Annotated in this window: 14 protein-coding genes; 11 read left to right on the top strand and 3 right to left on the bottom strand. The window is 60.4% G+C overall.

Features of this window, described 5'->3' with window-relative positions; genetic code table 11:
- Positions 1–654: 654 nt before the first annotated feature.
- From AC1DD5_RS13175 to AC1DD5_RS13225, 11 genes are all read left to right on the top strand, one after another.
- On the top strand, positions 655–987 hold the full coding sequence (locus AC1DD5_RS13175) for a C40 family peptidase (protein ID WP_477521708.1): 333 nt from the start codon (positions 655–657) through the stop codon (positions 985–987).
- 908 nt (positions 988–1,895) lie between these two features.
- The gene (locus AC1DD5_RS13180) at positions 1,896–2,894 is read left to right on the top strand and encodes an LAPAL motif-containing putative phage structural protein (RefSeq protein WP_477521709.1); all 999 of its coding nucleotides are present in this window, start codon (positions 1,896–1,898) and stop codon (positions 2,892–2,894) included.
- Positions 2,895–3,303: 409 nt separating this feature from the next.
- Positions 3,304–3,729, top strand: coding sequence for a hypothetical protein (locus AC1DD5_RS13185; RefSeq protein WP_477521710.1), 426 nt, complete (start codon positions 3,304–3,306; stop codon positions 3,727–3,729).
- A gap of 12 nt (positions 3,730–3,741) precedes the next feature.
- Positions 3,742–5,160, top strand: a complete 1,419-nt coding sequence (locus AC1DD5_RS13190) for a type IV secretion system protein (RefSeq protein WP_477521711.1) — start codon at positions 3,742–3,744, stop codon at positions 5,158–5,160.
- Positions 5,153–6,643 carry an SCO6880 family protein gene (locus AC1DD5_RS13195; protein ID WP_477521712.1) on the top strand — a complete coding sequence of 497 codons (1,491 nt, stop codon included), beginning with the start codon at positions 5,153–5,155 and terminating at the stop codon, positions 6,641–6,643. Before AC1DD5_RS13190 ends, AC1DD5_RS13195 begins: the two co-directional genes overlap by 8 nt.
- Positions 6,640–8,100 (top strand): ATP-binding protein, encoded by a 1,461-nt coding sequence (locus AC1DD5_RS13200; RefSeq protein WP_477521713.1) that lies wholly within the window; start codon positions 6,640–6,642, stop codon positions 8,098–8,100. The genes AC1DD5_RS13195 and AC1DD5_RS13200 overlap by 4 nt, the downstream gene beginning before the upstream one ends.
- A complete protein-coding gene (locus AC1DD5_RS13205) occupies positions 8,097–9,899 on the top strand; it encodes a type IV secretory system conjugative DNA transfer family protein (RefSeq protein WP_477521714.1) in 1,803 nt (600 codons plus the stop codon). The genes AC1DD5_RS13200 and AC1DD5_RS13205 overlap by 4 nt, the downstream gene beginning before the upstream one ends.
- Complete coding sequence (locus tag AC1DD5_RS13210) at positions 9,899–10,399, top strand: hypothetical protein (RefSeq protein ID WP_477521715.1); 501 nt, start codon at positions 9,899–9,901, stop codon at positions 10,397–10,399. Before AC1DD5_RS13205 ends, AC1DD5_RS13210 begins: the two co-directional genes overlap by 1 nt.
- 83 nt (positions 10,400–10,482) lie before the next feature.
- A complete protein-coding gene (locus tag AC1DD5_RS13215) occupies positions 10,483–11,640 on the top strand; it encodes an ImmA/IrrE family metallo-endopeptidase (protein WP_477521716.1) in 1,158 nt (385 codons plus the stop codon).
- 52 nt (positions 11,641–11,692) lie between these two features.
- Entirely contained in the window at positions 11,693–12,199 is a 507-nt protein-coding gene (locus AC1DD5_RS13220; RefSeq protein ID WP_477521717.1) for a single-stranded DNA-binding protein, read from the top strand.
- Positions 12,200–12,625: 426 nt separating this feature from the next.
- The gene (locus AC1DD5_RS13225; RefSeq protein WP_477521718.1) at positions 12,626–15,277 is read left to right on the top strand and encodes a family 78 glycoside hydrolase catalytic domain; all 2,652 of its coding nucleotides are present in this window, start codon (positions 12,626–12,628) and stop codon (positions 15,275–15,277) included.
- Between the two features lie 224 nt (positions 15,278–15,501).
- Here AC1DD5_RS13225 and AC1DD5_RS13230 read toward each other — a convergent pair whose 3' ends face one another.
- From AC1DD5_RS13230 to AC1DD5_RS13240, 3 genes are all read right to left on the bottom strand, one after another.
- Positions 15,502–16,008: a hypothetical protein gene (locus AC1DD5_RS13230; protein WP_477521719.1), complete on the bottom strand. Its 507-nt coding sequence runs from the start codon at positions 16,006–16,008 to the stop codon at positions 15,502–15,504.
- Positions 16,009–16,023: 15 nt separating this feature from the next.
- Positions 16,024–19,572: a MobF family relaxase gene (gene mobF, locus AC1DD5_RS13235; RefSeq protein ID WP_477521720.1), complete on the bottom strand. Its 3,549-nt coding sequence runs from the start codon at positions 19,570–19,572 to the stop codon at positions 16,024–16,026.
- Between the two features lie 849 nt (positions 19,573–20,421).
- Positions 20,422–21,051, bottom strand: coding sequence for a TetR/AcrR family transcriptional regulator (locus tag AC1DD5_RS13240; RefSeq protein WP_416416439.1), 630 nt, complete (start codon positions 21,049–21,051; stop codon positions 20,422–20,424).
- Between the last annotated feature and the right edge of the window lie 31 nt (positions 21,052–21,082).

The following is a 21,082-nucleotide window of genomic DNA, read 5'->3' on the forward strand; positions in this document are numbered from 1 at the left end:
GCGCTGGCGGGGGATAGGCCGGAATCACCTGTCGGGTGTGCGTCCAGCGGCGGCGCCGTCACACAAAACGTCCTCGAGAACAGTGGATCTCGGCCTGATGGTCACGCCGTTGGACTCTCCGCAGGGCAGATTGCTGTGGCGCAGGGGTACATTTCCGTCGGGAAGCAACTTGGCGTTCCTCGGGAGGCGATGGTGATCGCCATAATGATGTCTCTCCAGGAGTCGACCCTTAGGATGCTCGCGAACGCCAACGTCCCCGCCTCATTTCTCTATCCTCATGACGGGGTCGGGAGTGACCACGACTCTGTAGGTTCTGCACAACAGCGACCAGCGGCCGGATGGGGGACCGTTGCAGAGCTGATGGATGTCACTTACAACGCACGGGCATTCTATGGCGGGACGTCTGGACCGAACCAAGGTAGTCCTCAAGGCTTGCTGGATGTGCCAGGCTGGTCTGCCATGAGCAAAGGGCAAGCAGCCCAAGCTGTCCAAGTTTCAGCGTTTCCCGAGTTCTATGCTCGATGGGAACCACAGGCGACAGCCATCGTGGACCTGCTTCAGGGTGTCACCACGGTCCCGACGTGCAGTGCGAGGGAAAGCGGGGGGCCGGATCGAGTCTCCGCAGAAGGCTTGTCTCAAATCAGACAGGACATATTGCGTTTCACGCAAGCGGGCCTGGGTGGTGCCTACGTCTGGGGCGGCACGGCATTCAAAGCGTGGGATTGTTCTGGTTTTGTTCAGTGGATCTACCGCCAAGTTGGAATCGAGCTCCCGCGCGTGGAACAGTGGCGGGTCGGGCGAATGACGGATAGCCCGCAGGTCGGGGACCTTGTCGTGCAGAACCCCCAGGGCCCCAATAACTGGGGACACGTGGGAATCTACGCAGGCGACGGAATGATGTACAGCGCATTGAACCCGTCAGCGGGGACGCTCATGCATCCCATTGATTGGAACCCCGGAACCGCCTACTTCGACCTGCTGGGTTAGCTGCGTCGTGACATCCTCAGGTCAAATTCACGTCTCGCGCACACAACCTGAGCGCTTATGGCGCCACATCACGTGTTGGAGACCATCATATGCTGCTCGCGTCCTGCGCTGCTTGGGTGAGACTCAGAGATGAAGGGACGTCGCGACGGCAGCGCCGGCGGCTTCAGAGCGAGTCGGCCGCGCTGTGGTCTGCCGCCTCGCTTACTCGGCTGGCCTAGTTCAGGGCGCTCACAGCTTTTGTCGGAGCTAGCAATTATGCTGATCGAGACCCACAAATACGAATCGAATCGTTGAGGAAAACCCATGACTGTCTACTATTTCGACTCACGAGGAAGCTGGATCGCTTTCCGAACTAGCGATACCGACGAGCACCTGTTTGCCCCCAGCGGCCAGTGGCTTGGTTGGTTGGCGTGGGATAATAACGATGTTTGTAGCGTCTCGACCAAGAGGTACCTTGGCACGCTCGTTGGAGACCGTTTGCTGAGAAAAGTTTCTGAACCCTCATACTTCACACCATTTACCCCGTTCACCCCATTTACCCCGTTCACTCCATTTACACCCTTCTCAAAGTTTTCCATCAGTGTGCCTTCCGGCTACAGAGACGTCGATTGGGCTTGAACACCGCGAGAATATGGATTTGGCGGGCGCAATGAACGACCCAGAGCAGTTCGCCAACTTCTCAAGAATCTCTGGTCCCGACGGCTGTGCAGCTTGGTTGACGCGTTGGAAGTTCACAGTGCCGCCCCGTTTTCCCTTCATACCCAGTGGTCTGCAATGATGACAATCTGTGCGCGGCTAGAGCGGCGGACAAATCTGCAGATAATTAGCAGGCGGTGCAGCCCGACCGATCATCCGGGCACGGAACGGAAAAATGAACAAGAGTCGAAAATGGGCGATGGCTTGGAGAGATGCTGAAGAAGCGGCGTGTCGTGGCTGAGGAGTCTCTGCGAGTCACCTTCGATGGGCCAGGTGTAACGGATGGCACCATTAATGCACGACAGTTAGGGCTCTCGCTCGTTAATCTTGCGGACGCAATCACATCAGCGCATGCCGCCGTGCGTAGCGACTCTGTTCCTGCCCCCAGCATCAACATACGTGAGACCGGCGAGGGCAGCTTCTGGGTCGATCTCACGGTAGTCGTTGAGTCTGGCGCCGTGCAAAGCGTCATTGAAGCACTTGCCGGCAAGTACTCTACGGCGGCGGCGAACCTCGGGGGCATCGTAGGCCTAACCGTGTCTGCCATGGGCTTCCTGAAATGGAGAAGGGGACGCAAAGTCAAGAAAGCGGAGAGGGTTGCAGCCCCTAACGCACAGCCGGATCCCATAACCGGAATCGTGGCCGCTGAATCAGTGAGGATCGAGTTTGTGGACGGAACCGTGGCCACAATCCCGGCAGCTGTGTGGGCCGCTTCTGAAAGTGCTAACTTTCAGAAGGCCGCGCGAGATGCCGTACGTCCGGCCTCTACTCAAGGGATCGACTACATCCAAATCCGACACACGGATTCCCTTTATTCTCAAGACGAGGAACTCACTGTTACCAACGAAGAAGTTGAGTACTTTGACCTTCCCGACCCAGATGAAGCGACGGAAACGACTTCAACCTATAAAGCACTTGTGAGCCCACATGCGATCAACTTCGAAAAGGGCAAGAAGTGGCGACTTAGCGACGGTGAACGCTCCTTCCTCGCTGCAATTGCCGATGAGGATTTTGCCCGCGAGGTGGATAACGGCCGCATCCACATAGGAAAGCACGACTCGTTCCGAGTCACCTTGCAAGAGACCATCACGACGCAGAAATCTTCGAGACCGAAAACCTCTATCACCGTGCTCAAAGTCCTGGAACATATCAGCGCTGGTAGGCAACAAGAGTTCGATTATGAAGGATTGGGCGGCAACCCCCTTAACTAGTTTTGGCTGTTCCCTAACGTCAGGCTTACCAATCAGCCGATACCAAGAAATCGAATCGGGATGCGGTTTGCATGTGTGGTTCTAAGCGTTCTGCATCGTGTCCGCCGCATGTGTGACCACAGTGGGCAGCCGGCACAGGGCTGAACGGCAACTTGGACTTCCCATCTGTGGAGCGGTTTGGTCTAGTTCGCTCCAGAGTTGGGTTTTCCGCGCAGAACTCTAGGTTCAGTTTCCGCGCAGAACTCTAGGTTCAATGGTCCCTAGATATGTTGGGGTAGCGGGCATGCGTGTCGGCGCTGGGCTGACCGCCATATCAGCGGAAGCATGTCCAACAACAATCAAACTCCGTGTGCTGAGTCTTTCGTGCTTATGCCTCGAACAGGGTTGACGGGCATCGTTGGAGGACATAATGCCCGTACTGGAAGCAGCCGACTGCGCAAGCCAGGGACGTTCAACGATGGGTCATGTCGTCCTCACCCTCCACCCCCATGAAGTCGTGAGCTCAATCAGCTCATTTCCATTGGAAGACGACTGGATGGAGCACCAGATGGTACTGGCAGCGGTGGATCCTGGGATCACACCAAACGCGAACTTTCCTTTTCTTGAGTCCCTCAAGCAGATCGGCGGGGGCATCCTCGTCGGCGCCTTCATCGTAATCGCGATTGTGGCGATCATCGGCGCCGCGATGCTGTTGGCCGGCAAGCTGAGCCAATCGTCGCGGCTTGCCTCAGGCGGAGGCGTAATCCTTCTGTGGACAGGCCCCGTCGCGGCAATCCTCGGTGGCATTAACGGCTACATACTCTGGTCGCAGACGGCCTTTCCGTTGGGCTTTTAGCCGCTTCCGATCATGCCTATTGATTGTGACCTCAACGGTTGGTGGCCGCCCGGCTGCGGGTTGGTTTCCCAAGCCAACGACGGCGTCCAAGGCTCCATCACGTCCATCTTCGCGAACGTACTTCAGAACATCGCCTCTTGGATGTGGGGGTTCATCACGGGAGCCTTCACGGTCTCGGATGTCGACGACTCCCAATGGGCCGCGATCGGCGGCCTGACGAACTGGTGGGTCCTCGTGATGATGACGCCACTCGTGGTCGTGATGATCTTGCAACTCTTGTCCGGTCTGATCAGCCAGCAACCACGCCGACTGCTGAGGGCACTCGTCGGGGGAGCGGCGGCAGTGCCGCTAGTTGCAGCGGCCGTCTACGTGGTTCGGCAGCTCACCAGGGTCAGCGACGAGGCTTCGGCGGCCCTGCTGGGATCGATGGGAACCGATCCGTACGTCGTGTTCATGCGGCTCTTTGGCTTCGAAGCGGCTCCTGCGGGTTCCGAGCGCGAATGGAACGTCATTTCCCTGGCGCCGGGCAATCAAGGCGGAGCCGTCGGCGGCGCGATAGTGACAGCAATGGCGGTTATCGTCGTGTGGATCCTGGCATTCATCCTCATGTGCTCGATGATCTTCAGGACGTTCGCCCTCGCCGTCCTCGCGGCTGTCGCACCGGTCGCCCTCATGATGATGCCCTGGGAGAAATCAAAGGCCTGGGCCGGACGGTGGTGCGAAGTCGTCGTCGCGCTCTTGCTGGCGAAACCGCTGGCAGCGACAGTGCTCGCAGCGGCCATTAAGCTATTTGCGGATTCGACCTCATTTGCAGGTTTGGCAGCCGGCACTGTCGGCATGGTTCTTGCCTGCGGAGCACCATTGATGGCGCTGAGGCTGGTGAGCTTTGCGGGTGGCGAGCTCGCGGCAGCGGCTCAAACGGCAGGCGGCGGTCACGTTCTTGCTCGGAGCAGCAGCGTTGCCTCCCGGCAGTTCAGTCGGCAGCTCGGTGGGCGCATGACGATTGCCTCAATGTTGGGCAGATCGTCACTAGCTCGACCAATTCCCTCAAGTCGCAGAGACATCCCCACGCGCGTACTGCCACCTTCAGTGCCCTTACCGCGCAGCCTGACGAGTACGACGCCGATACCCACCTCAGGTGAAAACGCTTCGGTACCCCAAGGGGCAAACTCTGCCCGCGGAGGCGCCGCTAGGCAAGGCGGTGTGGTGACCGGAGAAATCCTAACCGAGTCGAGTAAGCAGGCCTCGTCGAATACACCTTCGAGGATAGGCCGGACCCCGGACGCCGGACCGCCAACGGCAAACCGGCCGAGGACCGCCCCGCCGCCCGAAGTACGAAATTCTGGCAGCGCTCTGCCGTCATCCGAATTGCCGCCCATCAGGCCAAAGGCTTCTGAGGGGCACTTCCCTCCGGAGAAATCCAATGACTGAAGATTCTCGAGCCCTTGAGGCCGTTAAGTTTCCCCGCTACGAGCGCCGCGGCATTTTCATGGGGCTGAAGTGGTACCAGCTTGTGCTGCTGGCCGTCGGCATCCTAACGGCGATTATTGCCTCTGCGGCTGGCGGTCCAGTCGGACTTACGACAATGAGTCCCATCTGGCTGCTGTTCGTGCTGATGGGAGTGCTTCAGCACGCTCGCATTCCATATCCCATCTGGGTCAGTCTCATCACGCTGTTCCTCGTGCGACTGATCCTGGGTCAGACCCGATACCTCGCCCGCCCCGAGAAGGCGTTGAAGGCGGGGAGGCTTGCGCTGCCAGGTGGGCTTGGCAGCCTCAAACTCCAGACGACCAGACGTGGAGAGTGCTTCATCGTTGACCCGCAGGGTAAGGAAGCAACGGTCGTCATGCGCTGCACCACCAGGTCATTCGCTCTCCTCGACGACGATGACAAAGCGTGGGCTGCCCAAGCATGGTCACGTGTCCAGGCCGGGCTCGCCCAACGGTCGGACATAGCAAGAATCGCCGTTCAGGATTACACAGTTCCGTATCCTTCGTCTGCCCTTCAGGACTTCTATAACAACACCATCGTGCACAACGGCGGCAGGCCGGGCGGCAATTCGTGGGGTGAGTTGGCCTACCAGGACTTGATAGCTGCAGCTGGATCCGCCATGAGTCACGACGTCTTGTTGTCCGTTGTTGTGGACACGGCCAAGTCGAGGAGGCGCATCAAGGAATCGGGCGGTGGCATAGCCGGACTCGAGCGTGTTCTACGTTTGGAGGTGCAGGCGATCAGCACATCCCTGGCAACTCATGGAGTGCGGGTGGACGAGTGGCTTTCGGAGTCCCGACTACTTGAAGTGTTCAGGGGTTCCTTTGATCCTGAAACGGTCTCCCGAGGGTCGATGAAGAATGACAGCGAGCCGCAGGATGCCCAGCTAAACGGAAAGCGGCGTCTGAGTTCAAGCCCGATGGCCGTAGAGGAGCACTGGACTTATCTCCGCACGGACTCCGGCTTCCACCAAACCTTCTGGGTCGCAGAGTGGCCGCGGCAAAAGGTGTATCCCGGATTCCTGCACCCGCTGGTTTACGTTGGCGACTTCCGGCACACGGTTACGCAGGTGATTCGTGCTGTTCCCACCTTGGAAGCGCTACGGGACATCCGGTCGGCTCAGGAAGCCCACGAAACCCGACGCCGGATCAACGCCCGGTTCGACCGTCCGACGACACGGGAGCAGCGAGCCGAGGAAGAAGAAGTTGCGCAACGGGAAGAAGAGATCGTAGCCGGTCATGGCGATGTTCGTCCGACTGCTTTCGTGACGATAACGGCAGCGTCCTTGGAGGACTTGGCCAGGCACCGCCACGAACTGGAGTCCGCGGCAGCCGGCGCGTTCGTCGAACTTCGATTGCTGGCGGGCCAACAGTGGGCAGCCTTCATTGCGGGAGGACTGCCCTTGGGAAGGGGATTGCGATGAGCCTCAAGAACCAAGGGGTGACCTATACGCCGTCGGGCACTCGCGCCGAGCGCAAGAGTCTCAGAAGGGCGACGACCGATGAGACGTTGCCACAGAAGCCCAAACTCGGCCAGCGGATCGATGCAGCATTGGAGCGGCGCGGCGACCGCGAGCGCCTTGTCGGCGATTGGGGGAGCAGGGAACCGCAGTCGCTATGGGGTCCGCATAGACTGCGGCCGGCACCTCACCGCGCCTCGACCATGACCTTCGCGGCCGCCTACCCCTTCATCACGGAGTCAGGACTTGGCCACGAAGGAACCTACATTGGAACTGACGTCTTCGGTTCGGGAGCCTTTTCGTACGATCCCTGGATTCTCTATGACAAGGGAATCATCAGCGGTCCTTCGATCGTCGTGATTGGAACAGTGGGCACCGGCAAGTCGATGTGTGGCAAGTCGCTGGTTGCTCGCTCCATAACGTTGGGACGGAAAGCGGCTGTGGCGTCGGATCCCAAGGGTGAATGGGTGTCAGTGGCGAAGGCCGTCGGCGGCAAGGTTATTTCTGTCGGTCCTGGTCGCACGGCCCGCGTGAATCCTCTGGACGCAGGTTCTCGGCCCGCTTCACTGTCGGACACCCAGTGGAAGGCTGTCGTCCGGCAGCGGCGCCGGCAACTGCTGGTGGCGTTGGTGTCGCTCATGCGTCAGGGCACACCGTTGCATCCGGTTGAGCACACCGCTCTCGACATGGCGCTCATGGAAACCACCGCCGAAAACTCGACGCCGACCCTTCCTATGGTGCTGGACCACCTCTTGAGTCCTTCCGCAGAAACGCTCGCCCTTGTCGGCAAGGACGGCGGAGCTGCAGTCAGCCACTCCCTGAGGCGAACAGTCTCCGGGGACCTGGAGGGCATGTTCGATGCGCCGTCCACAGTGGCCTTCGACGCCGACGCGCCAATGATGGTCATGGACACGTCCGCGCTTATCGGCGCGTCCGAGCAGGCGTTGTCCCTCGCCGCTGCCTGCAGTGCGACCTGGCTGGAGGCGGCAGTGACAAACCCCGACGGCGGTAAGCGGCTTGTGGTGTACGACGAAGGTTGGCGGATGCTCGCCGATCCCTACATGTTGGCCAAGATGAGCGAGCAATGGCGTCTTGCGAGAACTTACGGGATTGCGAATCTCCTCATCATGCACAAAGTGGCTGACCTCAACGAGATCGGAGATAGCACGAGCGGCCACAGACAGAAGGCTCTGGGGCTGCTGACAGAAGCGGACACTCGCATCATCTATCGCCAGAAGCATGACGCCATGCGCCTGACCAAGGAAGCCCTTGGTCTCACCGAAGCTGAATGCGAGCACGTCGAGAACCTTCCCAAGGGCGTTGGGCTCTGGAAGGTTGGGAACCGCTCCTTCATCGTGGCCAACAGAGTGACCACCGACGAACTGGAAGTCTTTGGCACGGATGACCGGATGCACCTGTGAGGACGACGCGACCGGGTAGCAGCAGTCCCCTGGTCTCGGCCGGACTCTGGACGTTGACTGGCTACATGGGGTTCTGCCTGTTGGTCCAAGCAGCCGCTCACCTTGCTGGCGCTGGTCATTGCGGCGGCAGGCCGCCGTCGTTCTTCAACCCCGCTGCGGGCATCGGCCTGTTCGCCGGCCGCCAGGACTGGATCGTGGGTGCCCCAAGTAGCTGCACTTTACATGTCGGGGCAATCTGGTGGATTGTGGGTGCAGTTCTCACGTTGCTTGCAGCGCTCGCAGCCGCGGCGGCCCTCGCGTGGAGAACCTGGAAGCAGTCCGGCGCGTGGTTACGCCAGGACATCCTGAGCCGGGACGGGGTGGCTGGCCGGGCGGAGATACTTCGGGACTTCGGAGCCAGAGCAGTTCGCAAGCGTGGGCAATACACTCGGCCGGGCCTCCGCAAGCCGAGCATTCATGATGTGTCGTGGACACTCGGGCGCTCCCGTGGTGTGACAATCCATGTGTCCACCGAAGAGTCGATGGTCATTCAGGGAGCTCCTCGATCGGGCAAGGGCCTATATGTCGTCATCAACGCGATACTCGACGCGCCCGGCGCTGTCGTTACAACATCCACGCGAGCCGACAATCTGGTGGTCACGATGCGAGCGCGGATGTCAGATGGGCGGCCGGTGACAGTCTTTGACCCTCAGGGCATGTCGGGCCTGCCATCGACTCTCCGTTGGTCGCCGGTGCGTGGTTGCGGTGACCCGGACATCGCCACCAGACGGGCTCTCGTCATCACCGCAGATACCGAGATGAAGGGCGAGAATGCAGCGTGGCAAAAGCGCTCGCTGATCGTGCTGCAGTGCCTCCTCCATGCGGCCGCGCTGTCAGGGCAGGGCATCGCAGCCTTCCGTCGATGGTCGTCCAGTCCAGTGTTAGCCAGAGAGGCGCTGGATATTCTGGGGCGCCCAGGTGCGGCATTGGGGTGGCAGGCAGATCTGATGGGGATCTTGGAAGACGACCCACGGAATACTTCCAACTCATGGATTGGGGTCTCAGCCGCTGTGGCCCCACTTTCATCTCCGAGGGTGTTGGCGGCACTGGACCCACAAGACGAAGCTCAAGAGTTTGATCCCAAGAGCTTCATCAGGCAACGGGGGACTCTCTACCTTATTGGCACCCGCTCTGGAGCTGCCGCCGCTGGCCCTTACCTATCGGCCTTGATCGACGACATCGACAACGCTGCGCGAGAACTGGCCTTTGTCTCGCCTGGAGGCCGACTCGATCCTCCGCTTTCGCTGATCCTCGATGAGATAGCGAATTTGTCTCCGTGGCCTGGTCTGCCTGTGGTGCTCTCTGATGGGGGTGGCATCGGCATTTCAACTCTCGTGGTTCTGCAGTCCCTTTCACAGGCACGGAGTGGATGGTCGATCGAGGAAGCAGCCACCATCTGGGATTCCGCGATCATCAAAGTGATCTTCGGCGGCGGCTCGGACGAGCCTGACCTGCGCTCGCTGGCTGGCCTACTGGGAGAGCGGAGTCTCGTCCTCAACACTCGCTCCTGGTCATCTCAGGGCCGTCAGGACGGGGAACAGATCAGGGAGAGCCCAGTCATTCGGTTGGACGAGATCCGGAGGCTGCCGGTCGGGACTGCCCTGATGCTCGGTCGCCGTACAAGGCCGATTCTCCTGGATCTTCGGGACTGGCATCAACGCAAGGATGCAGCCGAACTGGGCCGTTCGAAAATTGAAACTGAACGGGAGCTGGCCGCCGGCCACCTGCAGAACCAGTCAATAGACAAGCAGGTGGATTGATGGGCACCTCATCCGATGACGCTGAGTTTGAAGTTGGTCCAATTGCGGAACTCGACGACGAATTGACGGCAGAGCTCTTCCGATCGGCATTTCAGCCGCCATCCCGTGGCTCGGGTGGTACGTATCGTTGGCGTGACATGGCACCCGAACAGGCAGTTGGGGCCTGGGAAAGCCTGTTTGGGTGGGTCAGGTGGTTTGTGGCGACCTACCAGCTGACGACGTCGGTGGTGCCGGACTGCTGGTGGCGTCACACGGAAATCGTGGCCGAGCTCTATGCCCTGCAGCGAGCCGAAATGGCTTCCTATATGGCCGACGACGCCGGCTACGGACCGTTGGCGTTCCACGAAAGGTTGCCACACGCCGTCGAACGTCTGCGGGTCCACACGCGGACGGCAGGATGCGTCGGCCTGCAGAGCCACAAGGAACCGGTCCTGAGAATCGTTCCGGCAGACCGGGAATTCGAGGACTGGAAGCTGGGCACCCATCAGACCCGAAGCTGATCCCGTCATGCCGTTGCTTCGTTCGCTCGACATGAATAGGTGATCCCCTCAGGGGCAGTCTAGAAGCGCGAAGGGTGGCTGTCGTGGCCTCTGCATCTGAACTCAATGCTGACGCAAACGGGGCTGAAGAAGCCGCCGCGCCGCCGTCGAACGCTCGCCTGTCGCCCGAGGAACGCATAGCCGAACTGACCAAGGGACTTCACACAGCACTTGAGGAAGCCATTGATTCGCCCATGCGCTGGCAGGTTCTGCTCGACGCCTCCGCAACCCTGTGGCGGTACTCCGGGGGTAACATCGCCCTGCTGATGATGCAGATGGCACAGCGCGGTACCCAAGAGCCGACTCTGGTGGCCGGCTACAAGGAGTGGGCCCGGCATGGGCGAATGGTACTGCGGGGAGAACACGCGCTCTGGGTGATCGCGCCCCGGATAGCATCGATGCAGGAACTGATTCTGGCCGACGGGCAGCGCAAGCTCTTGCCAGCGAATCAGACTGCACCTGTTGGTGCTGTCAGCAGAGGCAAGAAGAACGTGATCACGGGTTGGCGCGGGCAGGCTGTCTTTGACGTCACCCAAACGGAGGGCACACCGCTGCTGGTTCCTCGCGCGGGTGCTCAATCTGGCGTGGACGTTGGTGATCTGTGGACTTCCCTACGGGAGGTAGCGAAGGAACACAGTTTCCGGGTTGAGGTGTCGGGATTCCAACAGGGCTACACAAGTGGCTTTACCGACTTTGATGCTCGTCGAATTCAAGTTGGCGCTTGGATGACCGACGAGGAACGCGTAGCCGTTCTTGCCCACGAACTCGGCCACGTTCTTTTGCATGGACCAGACGACCGCCTGGGGCGACTTTATGGAAGCAGCGCGAACCATCGCGGCCTGGCGGAAGTGGAAGCCGAATCAGTTGCCTATACCGTCATGCGGGCCCACGGTATCGATCGTGGACCGCAATCAGCGTCCTACCTGGCTGGCTGGGCCGATGCTGTGATACGCGCGGAGAAGGACTTGAAGCACGACTCCTCAGATGGCTGGGTGCCTACGTCGAGGGTAGACATCGCGAAGTCGGTGCTGGGGCGGGTGACCGCAGCAAGCAAGGGGATCCTTGCGGTCTCGGATCCTCCTGGCTTCGGGGGGAAGTTCGCTGCCGCCAGTGCTGACCGTTCCGTTGCGGACAATCCGACGTATGCCGGCGTCCCTGGACCGACCGCTTCATTGAATGGTCCCGAGATTGCTGGTCCTTGAAAGCACAGATGTCCGTCGGGAGAGGCCCGTCGACTAAGGAAGGTAACCCATCATGAATACAAAGATCCCCATCACTATCGCGGGGAACTTGGTTGCAGATCCCGAACTGACCATTGGGGAATCCGGAACACCACACGCGAAACTCCGCGTTGCCGTGAACCAGCGGATCCAGAACCCAGATGGCACCTGGCGGGACGGCGAACCGGTCTTCCACAACGTGTCTGCGTTCCGGATGCTCGCGGAGAACGCTTCCACTTCTCTGAAGAAAGGCGACCCCGTGACGGTGTCCGGAGAGCTTGAGTTTCGTTCCTACGACAAAGACGGGGAACGCCGCGAAGCTCGGCGGATCATCGCCGACACCATTGGTCCGGACCTTCGCTTTGGCACAGCGACGTATCAGCGCTCCGCGCGAGCAGTTGCCGAGCCCGAGGCCGTCGTGGAGGCCACAGGGCCACAAGCGACGACGGCGACTGGCTGGCCCGCCTACAACGTCACAACGAAAAGCCCTGTGGAGGCGCCCCCTTTCGGCACAGCGCGGGGGAGTGAAATGACGCTCTGATCCGCGCCCTCTGCAAGTTCTGGCCCACGTTTCATGCTCCGAGACGTGGGCCGCCTTTTGTTTGCCGACCAGCATTCGAATATATGTTCTAATCTTGTCCTAAGAGACCGAAGCAAGACTCCAACGCCTTCGCACGCATGATGGCGCAGACAGACGCCGACATAAGCATCCGAAACCTTATGAGTGGCAAACCATGCGCAGTGGTTTCCGGAGGGGCAGGCTGCCCGCGTTGGTAGCTTGTATGCTCCGCTAGCTAGCGGGCTGACGACGAGTAGCCGGCATGAAGTGCATGTGGGACCCGGGATGTCCTTCCAGCCCGCCCGCCAGGGTTCGCGATCACCTTCATTGACACGTGTTAACGCCTTCAATAGACTTTGTGGCATTGGTTCCAATCGGCCAACATACTTCGACCGGAGACGGACTTTCGTGCCTAATTTCGCCATCCTCGACAGCGCCACTGTGCCAGTGTCAGATCACGGCCAGCCGGTCCCGCTCCTCGAGAATGCAGACTGGATCACGGTCCAGGACCACCACCTACCGGCTGGCTTTCGTCCTGCCTATGAATTCCGTCGAGTAGTAAAGCTTCAGAGGGACGTACGGCGTGCGACGCTGACCGTTACTGCTCATGGAATCTACGAAGCCTTTATCAACGGACGCCGAGTGGGAGATCAGGAGCTCACACCGGGATTCACGAGCTACCGTCGAACGCTTCAGGTCCAGCAGTACGAGGTGGCTTATCTCCTCCGCCCCGGAGTCAATGAAATCCGATTCACCGTCAGCGATGGATGGTACCGGGGGCGCACAGGTCCCGACCGCGTTCCCGACGGCTTCGGGACCGAAGTCGCCGTCATCGCCTCCCTTTCGATTCTCACGGCCGCGGGAGTCGAGTTGTCGATCACGACGGGAGAGGGCTGGGACGTCGCGGCCGGAACCATCGTCCGCGCAGACCTGATGGACGGTCAGCAGACAGATCTTCGCCGGACAGGTCGGGAGGAATGGCGTCCCGCGGTCATCTCAACGGACCCTCTCACACTCGACCGATCCCGCCTGACCCGATCGCCAGCACCTCCCGTCCGACGCACTAGCGCGCACGCGCCAGTACGGATCGTGCGACTTGCTTCGGGGCGGCAGATCGTCGACTTCGGTCAGAACCTGAACGGTTGGGTGCGGCTGTCCCGCCTAGGCCCTACAGGAACGGCAGTGACACTGACCCACGGCGAGGCTCTCGACACTGAGGGGGATCTGACACTGACTCACCTCGACGTGACGACGCCCTCTGGCTTCCTCGGAGTCGGTCAAGTGGATCATGTCGTCTCCCGGGGTGTCGAAGGAGATGTATTCGAGCCGCGACACACGACGCACGGCTTCCGCTATGTCGCGGTTGACGGGCTCGCCGAAGATCTCACCACCGATGACCTGACAGCGTTCCTCGTTCGGACTGACCTCACGCCCATCGGCTCCTTCATCTCTGGGGACGAACGGATCAACGCCCTGCACCGTATCGCGGTCGCCAGCTGGCAAGCCAACTCCTGCGACATTCCTACTGACTGCCCGCAGCGAGAGCGGTGGGGTTACACCGGCGACTTCCAGATCTTCGCCCGATCGGCGGCGTATCTCGACGACATCAGAGGATTTGCCCTCAAATGGCTCACATCTTTGGCGGATGACCAATCCCCGGACGGAAAAGTCACCAACGTCGCTCCAAACTGCGGGGTAGTGCCCAACCCATTCATTTCCACCTCCTTCGACGGCTCGGCCGGATGGGGCGATGCGGCGACGATCGTGCCGTGGGATCTCTACCGCGCGTACGGCGAACGTGATCTGATTGAACGCTTTTACCCGATGATGACCGCCTGGGTAGACTACGCGGCCACCGCGGCGGCCACAGGTCGGCATCCCCGCCGTGAGGCGGCGGAGCCGACGCCTGCGGATCACGAGGAGTATCTTTGGGACACCGGCTGGCACTGGGGTGAATGGCTGGAACCAGGGGCGTCGTTCAACCCAACTGCCGATCACACTATCGTGGCAACCGCGTACCTCGCGCACTCGGCCGGGATCGTCGCTGAGGTCGCGGCGACCCTCGGAGAGGCCGAGGACGCGACGGGCTACGCCCAACTCGCCGCACGAGTCCGCGAGGCGTGGCGCACCGAGTTCCTCCTTACGGATGGCACCCTGGCTAGGCCCACGCAGGCGAACTACGTCCGCGCCCTCGCATTCGGGCTCATCCCGCGCGATTTGCGCGAAGCCTCAGCGGCCCAACTCGTGGCGCTGATCGAGGAAAACCACGATCGGCTGTCTACGGGGTTCCTCTCCACCGGAATGCTTCTACCAGTACTCGCTGATCACGGCTATCCCGAGGTTGCCTACCGTTTGTTGTTTCAGACCGAGGAGCCAAGTTGGCTCGCTATGTTGAAACGCGGTGCCACGACCGTGTGGGAGGACTGGTCGGGCATCGGCCCCGACGGAACGGCCAATGGGTCGCTCAACCACTACTCAAAGGGTGCCTTTGTCACTTTCCTCCACGAGTATGTGGCAGGGATCCGCCCCGTGACCCCTGGCTACGCCACCTTTGAAGTTCATCCACATATTTGGCCTGACATGGGTTCCGCGGAAGGTCGCCTGCGCACAGAGCACGGCGAGATTGTCGCCGGCTGGTCCATCACGAACGATCGTGTGAACGTGAGCGTCACCGTGCCCGAGGGCACCTCAGCAAGCGTCTACCTGCCCGACGACACAACTGCGAAAGTTGGACCGGGGCGGCACACCTGGATCCAGGGCGTCCCTAATCCGACGCCCCTGCCCCGGGTCAGGATTCAGCGGAGCAAGGACGCCGCCATTGCAGGCGACAGCCCCTACGGCCCATGGGGGCGAATCGATCCACTCGTAGACACGCTTGGCGATCTGCTCGAGGACGCCGAGGCCCGCGCAACGATCGATGAGATCATTCCCGAGCTGCCGCTCAGCCCACAGCTGGAGTTGGCCAGAAGCGTTCCCATCGGGACCGTACTCGCCATGTCCGCGAACATGCTCCCCGCCGAACTAATCGATCGCCTAGGAAGGAGTCTGGCAGCGCTATGAGCCCGGCCTTCCGTCGCGGGAAGTCGAGCTAATTGGTACAAGCCGTCGTCCGAAGGACATCGAAAAATATCGCCTGGCTCGATGGGGACTTGTCAGAGCTCCAGCGTGTCGTCGGTGACGCTGGCACCCCTGGCAGGTCATTCTCGGTCATGATGACCCCGTGCCCATATGGAGCGTCTCCCGGCCGGATCTAAATTTGACCCCCATAGGAGCATCGTGGTGGGTTAGACGAGTGGCGCCCAGGCCAGCAGGCGGTCTGCCGTGATGTGGTAGCTCGCCGGCCAGGGACTGCCAGGACGCACTTGGGCCGGGTCAGGCGAGATCAGCAATACAGAGCCCGGCCATATGGGTTCGGACAGCGCCTCGATCCACGCCGGCTGCACGTGATCGAAATGGTTCCACTTGATGGTGATCCATGAACCGGTTGGCTGAAGGCCATCGACACTCAGCACTGTGATCTCGGTTGTTGTGCCATGATCGCGCTTGGCTCGCTCAAGTGCGTTCCACCGAGAGTCAGCGGAAGCTTGCCAGCCGCGTTGCCGGTGCACGCGATGCACCCAGAACAAGATAATTACTGAGCCTGCCAATGCCACGGTTAGGAGCATCCATTGAAGCAGAATTGAGTCCGGTCCGAGAGTGGGCATCACAGCAGCGAAGAGAATGGTCGCTGCGCTCGCAACGATCAGCAGGGGTGTCGCCACCTTGGGCTTCAGGGCTGGGTTCGCGTTCATGCTTGCTGCTTCAGTTTAAAGCTGCCAGCCGACATTGATAAGAGCGACACGTTGATCAACGAATTCGCCGGCATCGATGGCGGGGATGCGGGCAACTTCTCGGATGGTGCGCTGGAGGTTTTCCCACTGCAATCTTTGTTCCCACTCGTACTCATCCGGGATTGTGCCGATGGCCAGATCGGAGTCCGCGACACCCCACCGATCTCTGTAGACAGCTGCGTCCCGAACTAGTGAAGCGCACTCGAAAGGATCGACGTCGGTACCAAGCTGCGCAAGGAGGTCCATCTTCCACTCGGGCTCCTCAAAGAGGGCAGCATTGCCAACAAACTCAATTCGGTCACTAATCCGATGTTTTACCTGAGTAAGCATTGCGTTGAGGTCCGCACGCTCGACGACAAGGTCCTCGTTCAAAGCATCAAAGGACGCCAGTGGCATACCGGACGAAAGGCGGCGGAGGCGCGAGTGAACGATTGCGGCCAGATCTCTCGCGCCATCTGTTGACGCGAACACCCCTCTCAAAACACGTTCGGCACTTGTCCGACTCACGTTCGTTGCTCGCCGCCAGGAAGCAACTGCAGCTCCCCAGGAAGGCGATGACTGCATTGCCACGGCCGCTCCCTGGGCCGTTTCCTCTACGACCCGTGCAAGATCCAATCCGGCTGCGATTTGGGCAAGGTAGTCATACTCTCGGCTCAGCCGTTCGAGACTGTCAGAATGCTCGCGCTCAGCTGCCTGCACTTCGTGGGCGGATCTTTCAGCTCCCTCGGCGGCCAGCACTTCACCCAGAATTTGTCGCCAGGTGGACCGGAGCCGTGGGTCAAGTGTCTCTTCCTCATCGGGGTCGTTTTCGCTGACATAGGCCATGTTGGCGCTGCGTCCCCGGGTCATGCTGACGTAGAGGAGTTCACGGGTTAGCCGGCCAGGTGTGACCACCGTATGCCCGGTATCAACTGTGAGGCCCTGGGAACGATGAGCGGTGGTGGCATATCCCAGCTCGACGGACGTCTCAAGGTAGGACGCGTCCAAGGCGATGCTCGCCCCGGTGTCCCTTCGGATAGCGCGGACTTGGCCTTTCCCGACATCGGTCACCTCGAGCAGTGCTCCGTTGCGAATGAAGGCTCCGTGCTCGTCAAGGATTGATCTGTCGTTTCGTCGGGCGATGATTATGTCCCCTCGGCCGGCACGGAGGCCGTCCCTCAGCGCGAGGGTCTTTTCCGCATCGACAGTGCCCTGGACGACGCGGTCTGCTTGGGCTCGTTCGTTGAGCATCCCAACTGTGTCATTGTCGGGTGCAATAAGGATCGAGAGTCGCCCGGCGAGCACGTCTTCATGCCACCCGGAGTAGGCCCGATCGAGCATGTCCAGATAGGTTCCATGTCGAATGCGGTCATTCCGTTCGTAGTCGGTAAGAACAGACATATCTCCATCACGTAGCCTGAGTGACGCTGTCTGTTCCCACGCCTCTCTGAAGCGCCAAATGGTGCTCAGTCTTGCAGTCTTGTGTTGCCGATCGAGCCAGCCGAGCACGCCCCCGGCATCGATGGAATCCAGCTGTCCGGGATCCCCAACCAGGAGCATCTTGGCGTCGCTCTCGCATGCTTGGCGTACAAGCCCGGCAAGCTGAGCCGTGGATACCATCGAGGCCTCATCGATGATGACGAGTTGCCGAGGACGGAACCGCCACCGATATTGCTCGGCACTAAGTCTGGCCACCACCTGCACCAGCCGTTTGGCGCCCACGAATTCGTCGTGGGGCAAAGATCCGAGCCGCTTCTCCGCCTCAGCGAACGAGGCCGCACGCTGCATTGCTCCGGTTCCAACAGATTCATGTAGCCACTTGGAAACGTTCTCCGTTGTCATTGCCAGTTCGTGGGCAAGCACTTCTGCGCTCGCCGCAGCAGGAGCCAACCCAACGACGCTGCCAGCCCCAAATTCGGTCTCCCAAGCTGATTTGATGGCATCGAGAGCAGTCGTTTTACCAGTACCCGCTGGACCGATGATCGCATCCAATCGGTTTCCGCTCAACAGCACCTGCGCGGCGGCGGCCCGTTGATCTTGGTGGAGCTCAACTCCGCCTCTCGTTCTGTGGCTGGCGAGTACATCCATGGTGACGAAACCCCGCACTGCCGGTCCGCCGTCGTCGTTCCGCGCTGCCAGGATTTCATCCTCAAAGGTGAGAGTCGCCTCATCTGTAAAGAGTCGTGAACCATGGAACTCGAAGACGCTCTGGCGCGCGAAGCCGAGGTCAGCTTCAGCATCCAGCGGCGCGGAATAGCGATACGCGTTCAGCGGAACAGACTGACGCTGGGCGGCCGACGCGACCGCGTCGATCAGGGCGTTCCGGTCAGCGGGCGTAGCGCAGCGGACCTCGGCGCAAACACGCTCGCCTTCCGCGATAAGGTTCCATCGGTTCCATGTGGAGCGTTTCGCAGCGACGCGTTGGCGGGTGACGATCGCGACGGCGTCGATCCAGTCAGGGGTTAAGTCGCCTCTGTGGAATGGAGCGTTACGAGAGCGATTGATGGTGGCGGCAACAACAGCCTCTGGGTCCAAGCCTCTAACTTTTGCTCGTTTGCGCCAGTTGGCAGATAGCTCGTGAAGTGGGGCGCCAGCGTCGCCCTTCGCGGTGCGTGTGGACAAGGTGGCTTGTTGTCGCAATTTGACGGTTGTCGTGGCCGTGGGACGGGCGCCATGTTCCTCGATCCATTCCGCTACGAGGCGGTCGGTCTCGACGTCGATGAGTCTGGATCGATTCGAGAACTCACGGATGAGTGCGTCGTCTATGCCGGTCAGCTGCTGGCTTGGATTGTGGGTGCTTTGAGCCGGGATGCGGATATCGGTGTCTGTCCGGAGACTTTGGTGCAGCGCATCGAACAGCAGCCCGTTGTAGTGCTCGCTCGCGGCGACCACTGCTTTGTACAGGCTCCGCGAATCCAGCGTGACCCATGCGTCGTCTGTGATGCGCTGGACGCGGTTGGCGATCACCACATGAGTGTGGAGTTGCGGATCCCCGGAGCGGGACTCCCAGTGGTCGAAGGCGGCAGCGATCGCGCCGTGAGTTCCGACATGGGCTATTCCGTTTCTGCCTGCTCGGGTGTGGATGACCAGGTCCTCAAGCCAGTGCAGCGTCTCGTTGACGGCGTCGTGGTGGGTCTGAAGGATTTGATCTTGGACGTGCCGGGTGCTGAGGGCCCACAGCGCAGAGACGGACTTAGGAACACTGAACGTTAGGTCGAAGCCTGCTACGGCGTGCCTCGTTTTGGGGAGTCCTTGACTTCGTTGGACGACAGTCGGCTCGCCGTGCGGACGTCCGAGGGCGGCTCCCGTGTCTGGGTGGGCCCCTTGCTCGAAGATGGCCTTGGCGTCCGATTCGGTGACCCTATCGCCTGCGGAACGATCAATACCCTCCAGCCCGCTGCCGAGCCAATGGCCCTGTGGCGTTCCAGTCTTCATGTAATAGGAGACGGTGTCCGGGGGAGTGCAGGCGAGGTCGTCCATCATGGTTGACTTGAAGAGGTACTTCAGGCCAGACTGCGCGGAGAGTCTGGCAATCGACATGGTCATGGCTGTCCAGCTCTGGTGCGACCTCGGGACGGCAGCCAGCCACGGCGACGAAGGATGCCCACCGTAGTGGCGTCCAGGGGCATGCTTTTCACCTTGGACAGAGTCACGAGGGCGGCCGCTACATGTGCGAGTTCCTGAATGTTCGTTCGTTGAGCCCGTTTGAGTCGCGAGACTTCGTTGTGGAGCAGGTTGGTTCTTGCCTCGAGTTCCTCGTTGAGGGTCTGAAGGTGCTCGATGTCTGCGGCTTGTGTCCGAAGCTCAGTTAGGAGCCGGTCGATGCGCCGCTGGAATTCCTGGCATGTTTCTGCTGGACCTGGGTCTAAAGCCTTCCTATTCACACTCGTTCATGAGTCCACCGAGCTTGACCAGCATGATTGGCTGTGATCTGGACATGCTGACCGGCCTTGGATGCCAGAGGTGTGAAGTGTTGAGGGGCTCAACATCCTTGTGTTCATCTGATCGTGGGCTCAGTCTGGGCTCGGTGCGTTTGCTTGATTGAATTCAATGACGGGAGAAGCATGTCAATAACCGGCAGTGCCTTCGTAGGACTTGCTGGTGGGTGCGTCGGATCGTGCCATCGACAGCGGAAGCGATCGTCGGCGGAATTTCTGGAGACGAGTAGGAGAGCAAAGCTACTGGAAAAGGGGCCGGAACCTAGCTAAACAAGAATCCGGCGCGAACGCTTCATCGAACTCGACGGGTCCAACCTTGCCCGTCAAGAACAAACGGCCCGAGCCGAAAACCTAACGCCGGAAGGAAACCCGAAACCGGCAAGAGCTGAACACCGCAAGCGAAACCCCTGTCGGTCACTGGCGGTGCCCCTCCCTCTGTCCTTGGACTGTCGACGGATCATAACGTCCGTTGCAAAGCCTCAGGAATCTTCCACTCGAAGAATGCGCGCATGGCGGTGTTCATGTCGGCGGACGGATCGATCAGCCATTGGAGCTGAATTCCGTCCCAAGCGCCGATGAGCAGCCGGCTAAGTAGCTGCGGATCTCGTTCTGGGTCCACTCGACCCATCTTCTGATCATAGGAGAAAGCCTGGGCAAGCGCTTCAGTCTTTCGCCGATAACGATCCACGAACCAGTCATGAGCGGGATGGGTCGGTGCCGACGACTCGGCCGCCAGGATCGCGAAAAGTCTGAGCAGTTCCGGACGCTCAAGGCTCGAGCGCACGCGCCCCAAAGTTGCGTCAGCGACACCGCGCTCTGCGCACGCCGCGTCGAAGTCGAATGATTCATTGCCCGTGGTTGTCCTGTCGGCTCGTTCGAGCACCGCTTCAAGTAGTTCGTACTTGGTGCCGAAGTGATGCACGATGCTCGTCAAGCTGATGTCGAGTTCTCGTGCGATGTCCCGCAGCGAACCTCCCCGGTACCCGTGGGTAGCGAAGACCGTAGTTGCAGCATCGAGGATGTCGATGGAGCGTTGCGCCGACTTGGCATACGGTCCACGGGCCCGCGTGTGCTGATGTGCAGTCATCGGTGCCATATTACGCCACGCGTCCTTGCCG

This window comes from Paenarthrobacter sp. 10L420 (assembly GCF_056395385.1).

What these genes read in the sequence shown, in the direction of transcription:
- AC1DD5_RS13180 (WP_477521709.1), top strand. Translation starts at nt 1,896, where the DNA reads ATGCTGAAGAAGCGGCGTGTCGTGGCTGAGGAGTCTCTGCGAGTCACC.
- AC1DD5_RS13185 (WP_477521710.1), top strand. Translation starts at nt 3,304, where the DNA reads ATGCCCGTACTGGAAGCAGCCGACTGCGCAAGCCAGGGACGTTCAACG.
- AC1DD5_RS13190 (WP_477521711.1), top strand. Translation starts at nt 3,742, where the DNA reads ATGCCTATTGATTGTGACCTCAACGGTTGGTGGCCGCCCGGCTGCGGG.
- AC1DD5_RS13195 (WP_477521712.1), top strand. Translation starts at nt 5,153, where the DNA reads ATGACTGAAGATTCTCGAGCCCTTGAGGCCGTTAAGTTTCCCCGCTAC.
- AC1DD5_RS13200 (WP_477521713.1), top strand. Translation starts at nt 6,640, where the DNA reads ATGAGCCTCAAGAACCAAGGGGTGACCTATACGCCGTCGGGCACTCGC.
- AC1DD5_RS13210 (WP_477521715.1), top strand. Translation starts at nt 9,899, where the DNA reads ATGGGCACCTCATCCGATGACGCTGAGTTTGAAGTTGGTCCAATTGCG.
- AC1DD5_RS13220 (WP_477521717.1), top strand. Translation starts at nt 11,693, where the DNA reads ATGAATACAAAGATCCCCATCACTATCGCGGGGAACTTGGTTGCAGAT.
- AC1DD5_RS13230 (WP_477521719.1), bottom strand. Translation starts at nt 16,008, where the DNA reads ATGAACGCGAACCCAGCCCTGAAGCCCAAGGTGGCGACACCCCTGCTG.
- mobF (WP_477521720.1), bottom strand. Translation starts at nt 19,572, where the DNA reads ATGACCATGTCGATTGCCAGACTCTCCGCGCAGTCTGGCCTGAAGTAC.
- AC1DD5_RS13240 (WP_416416439.1), bottom strand. Translation starts at nt 21,051, where the DNA reads ATGACTGCACATCAGCACACGCGGGCCCGTGGACCGTATGCCAAGTCG.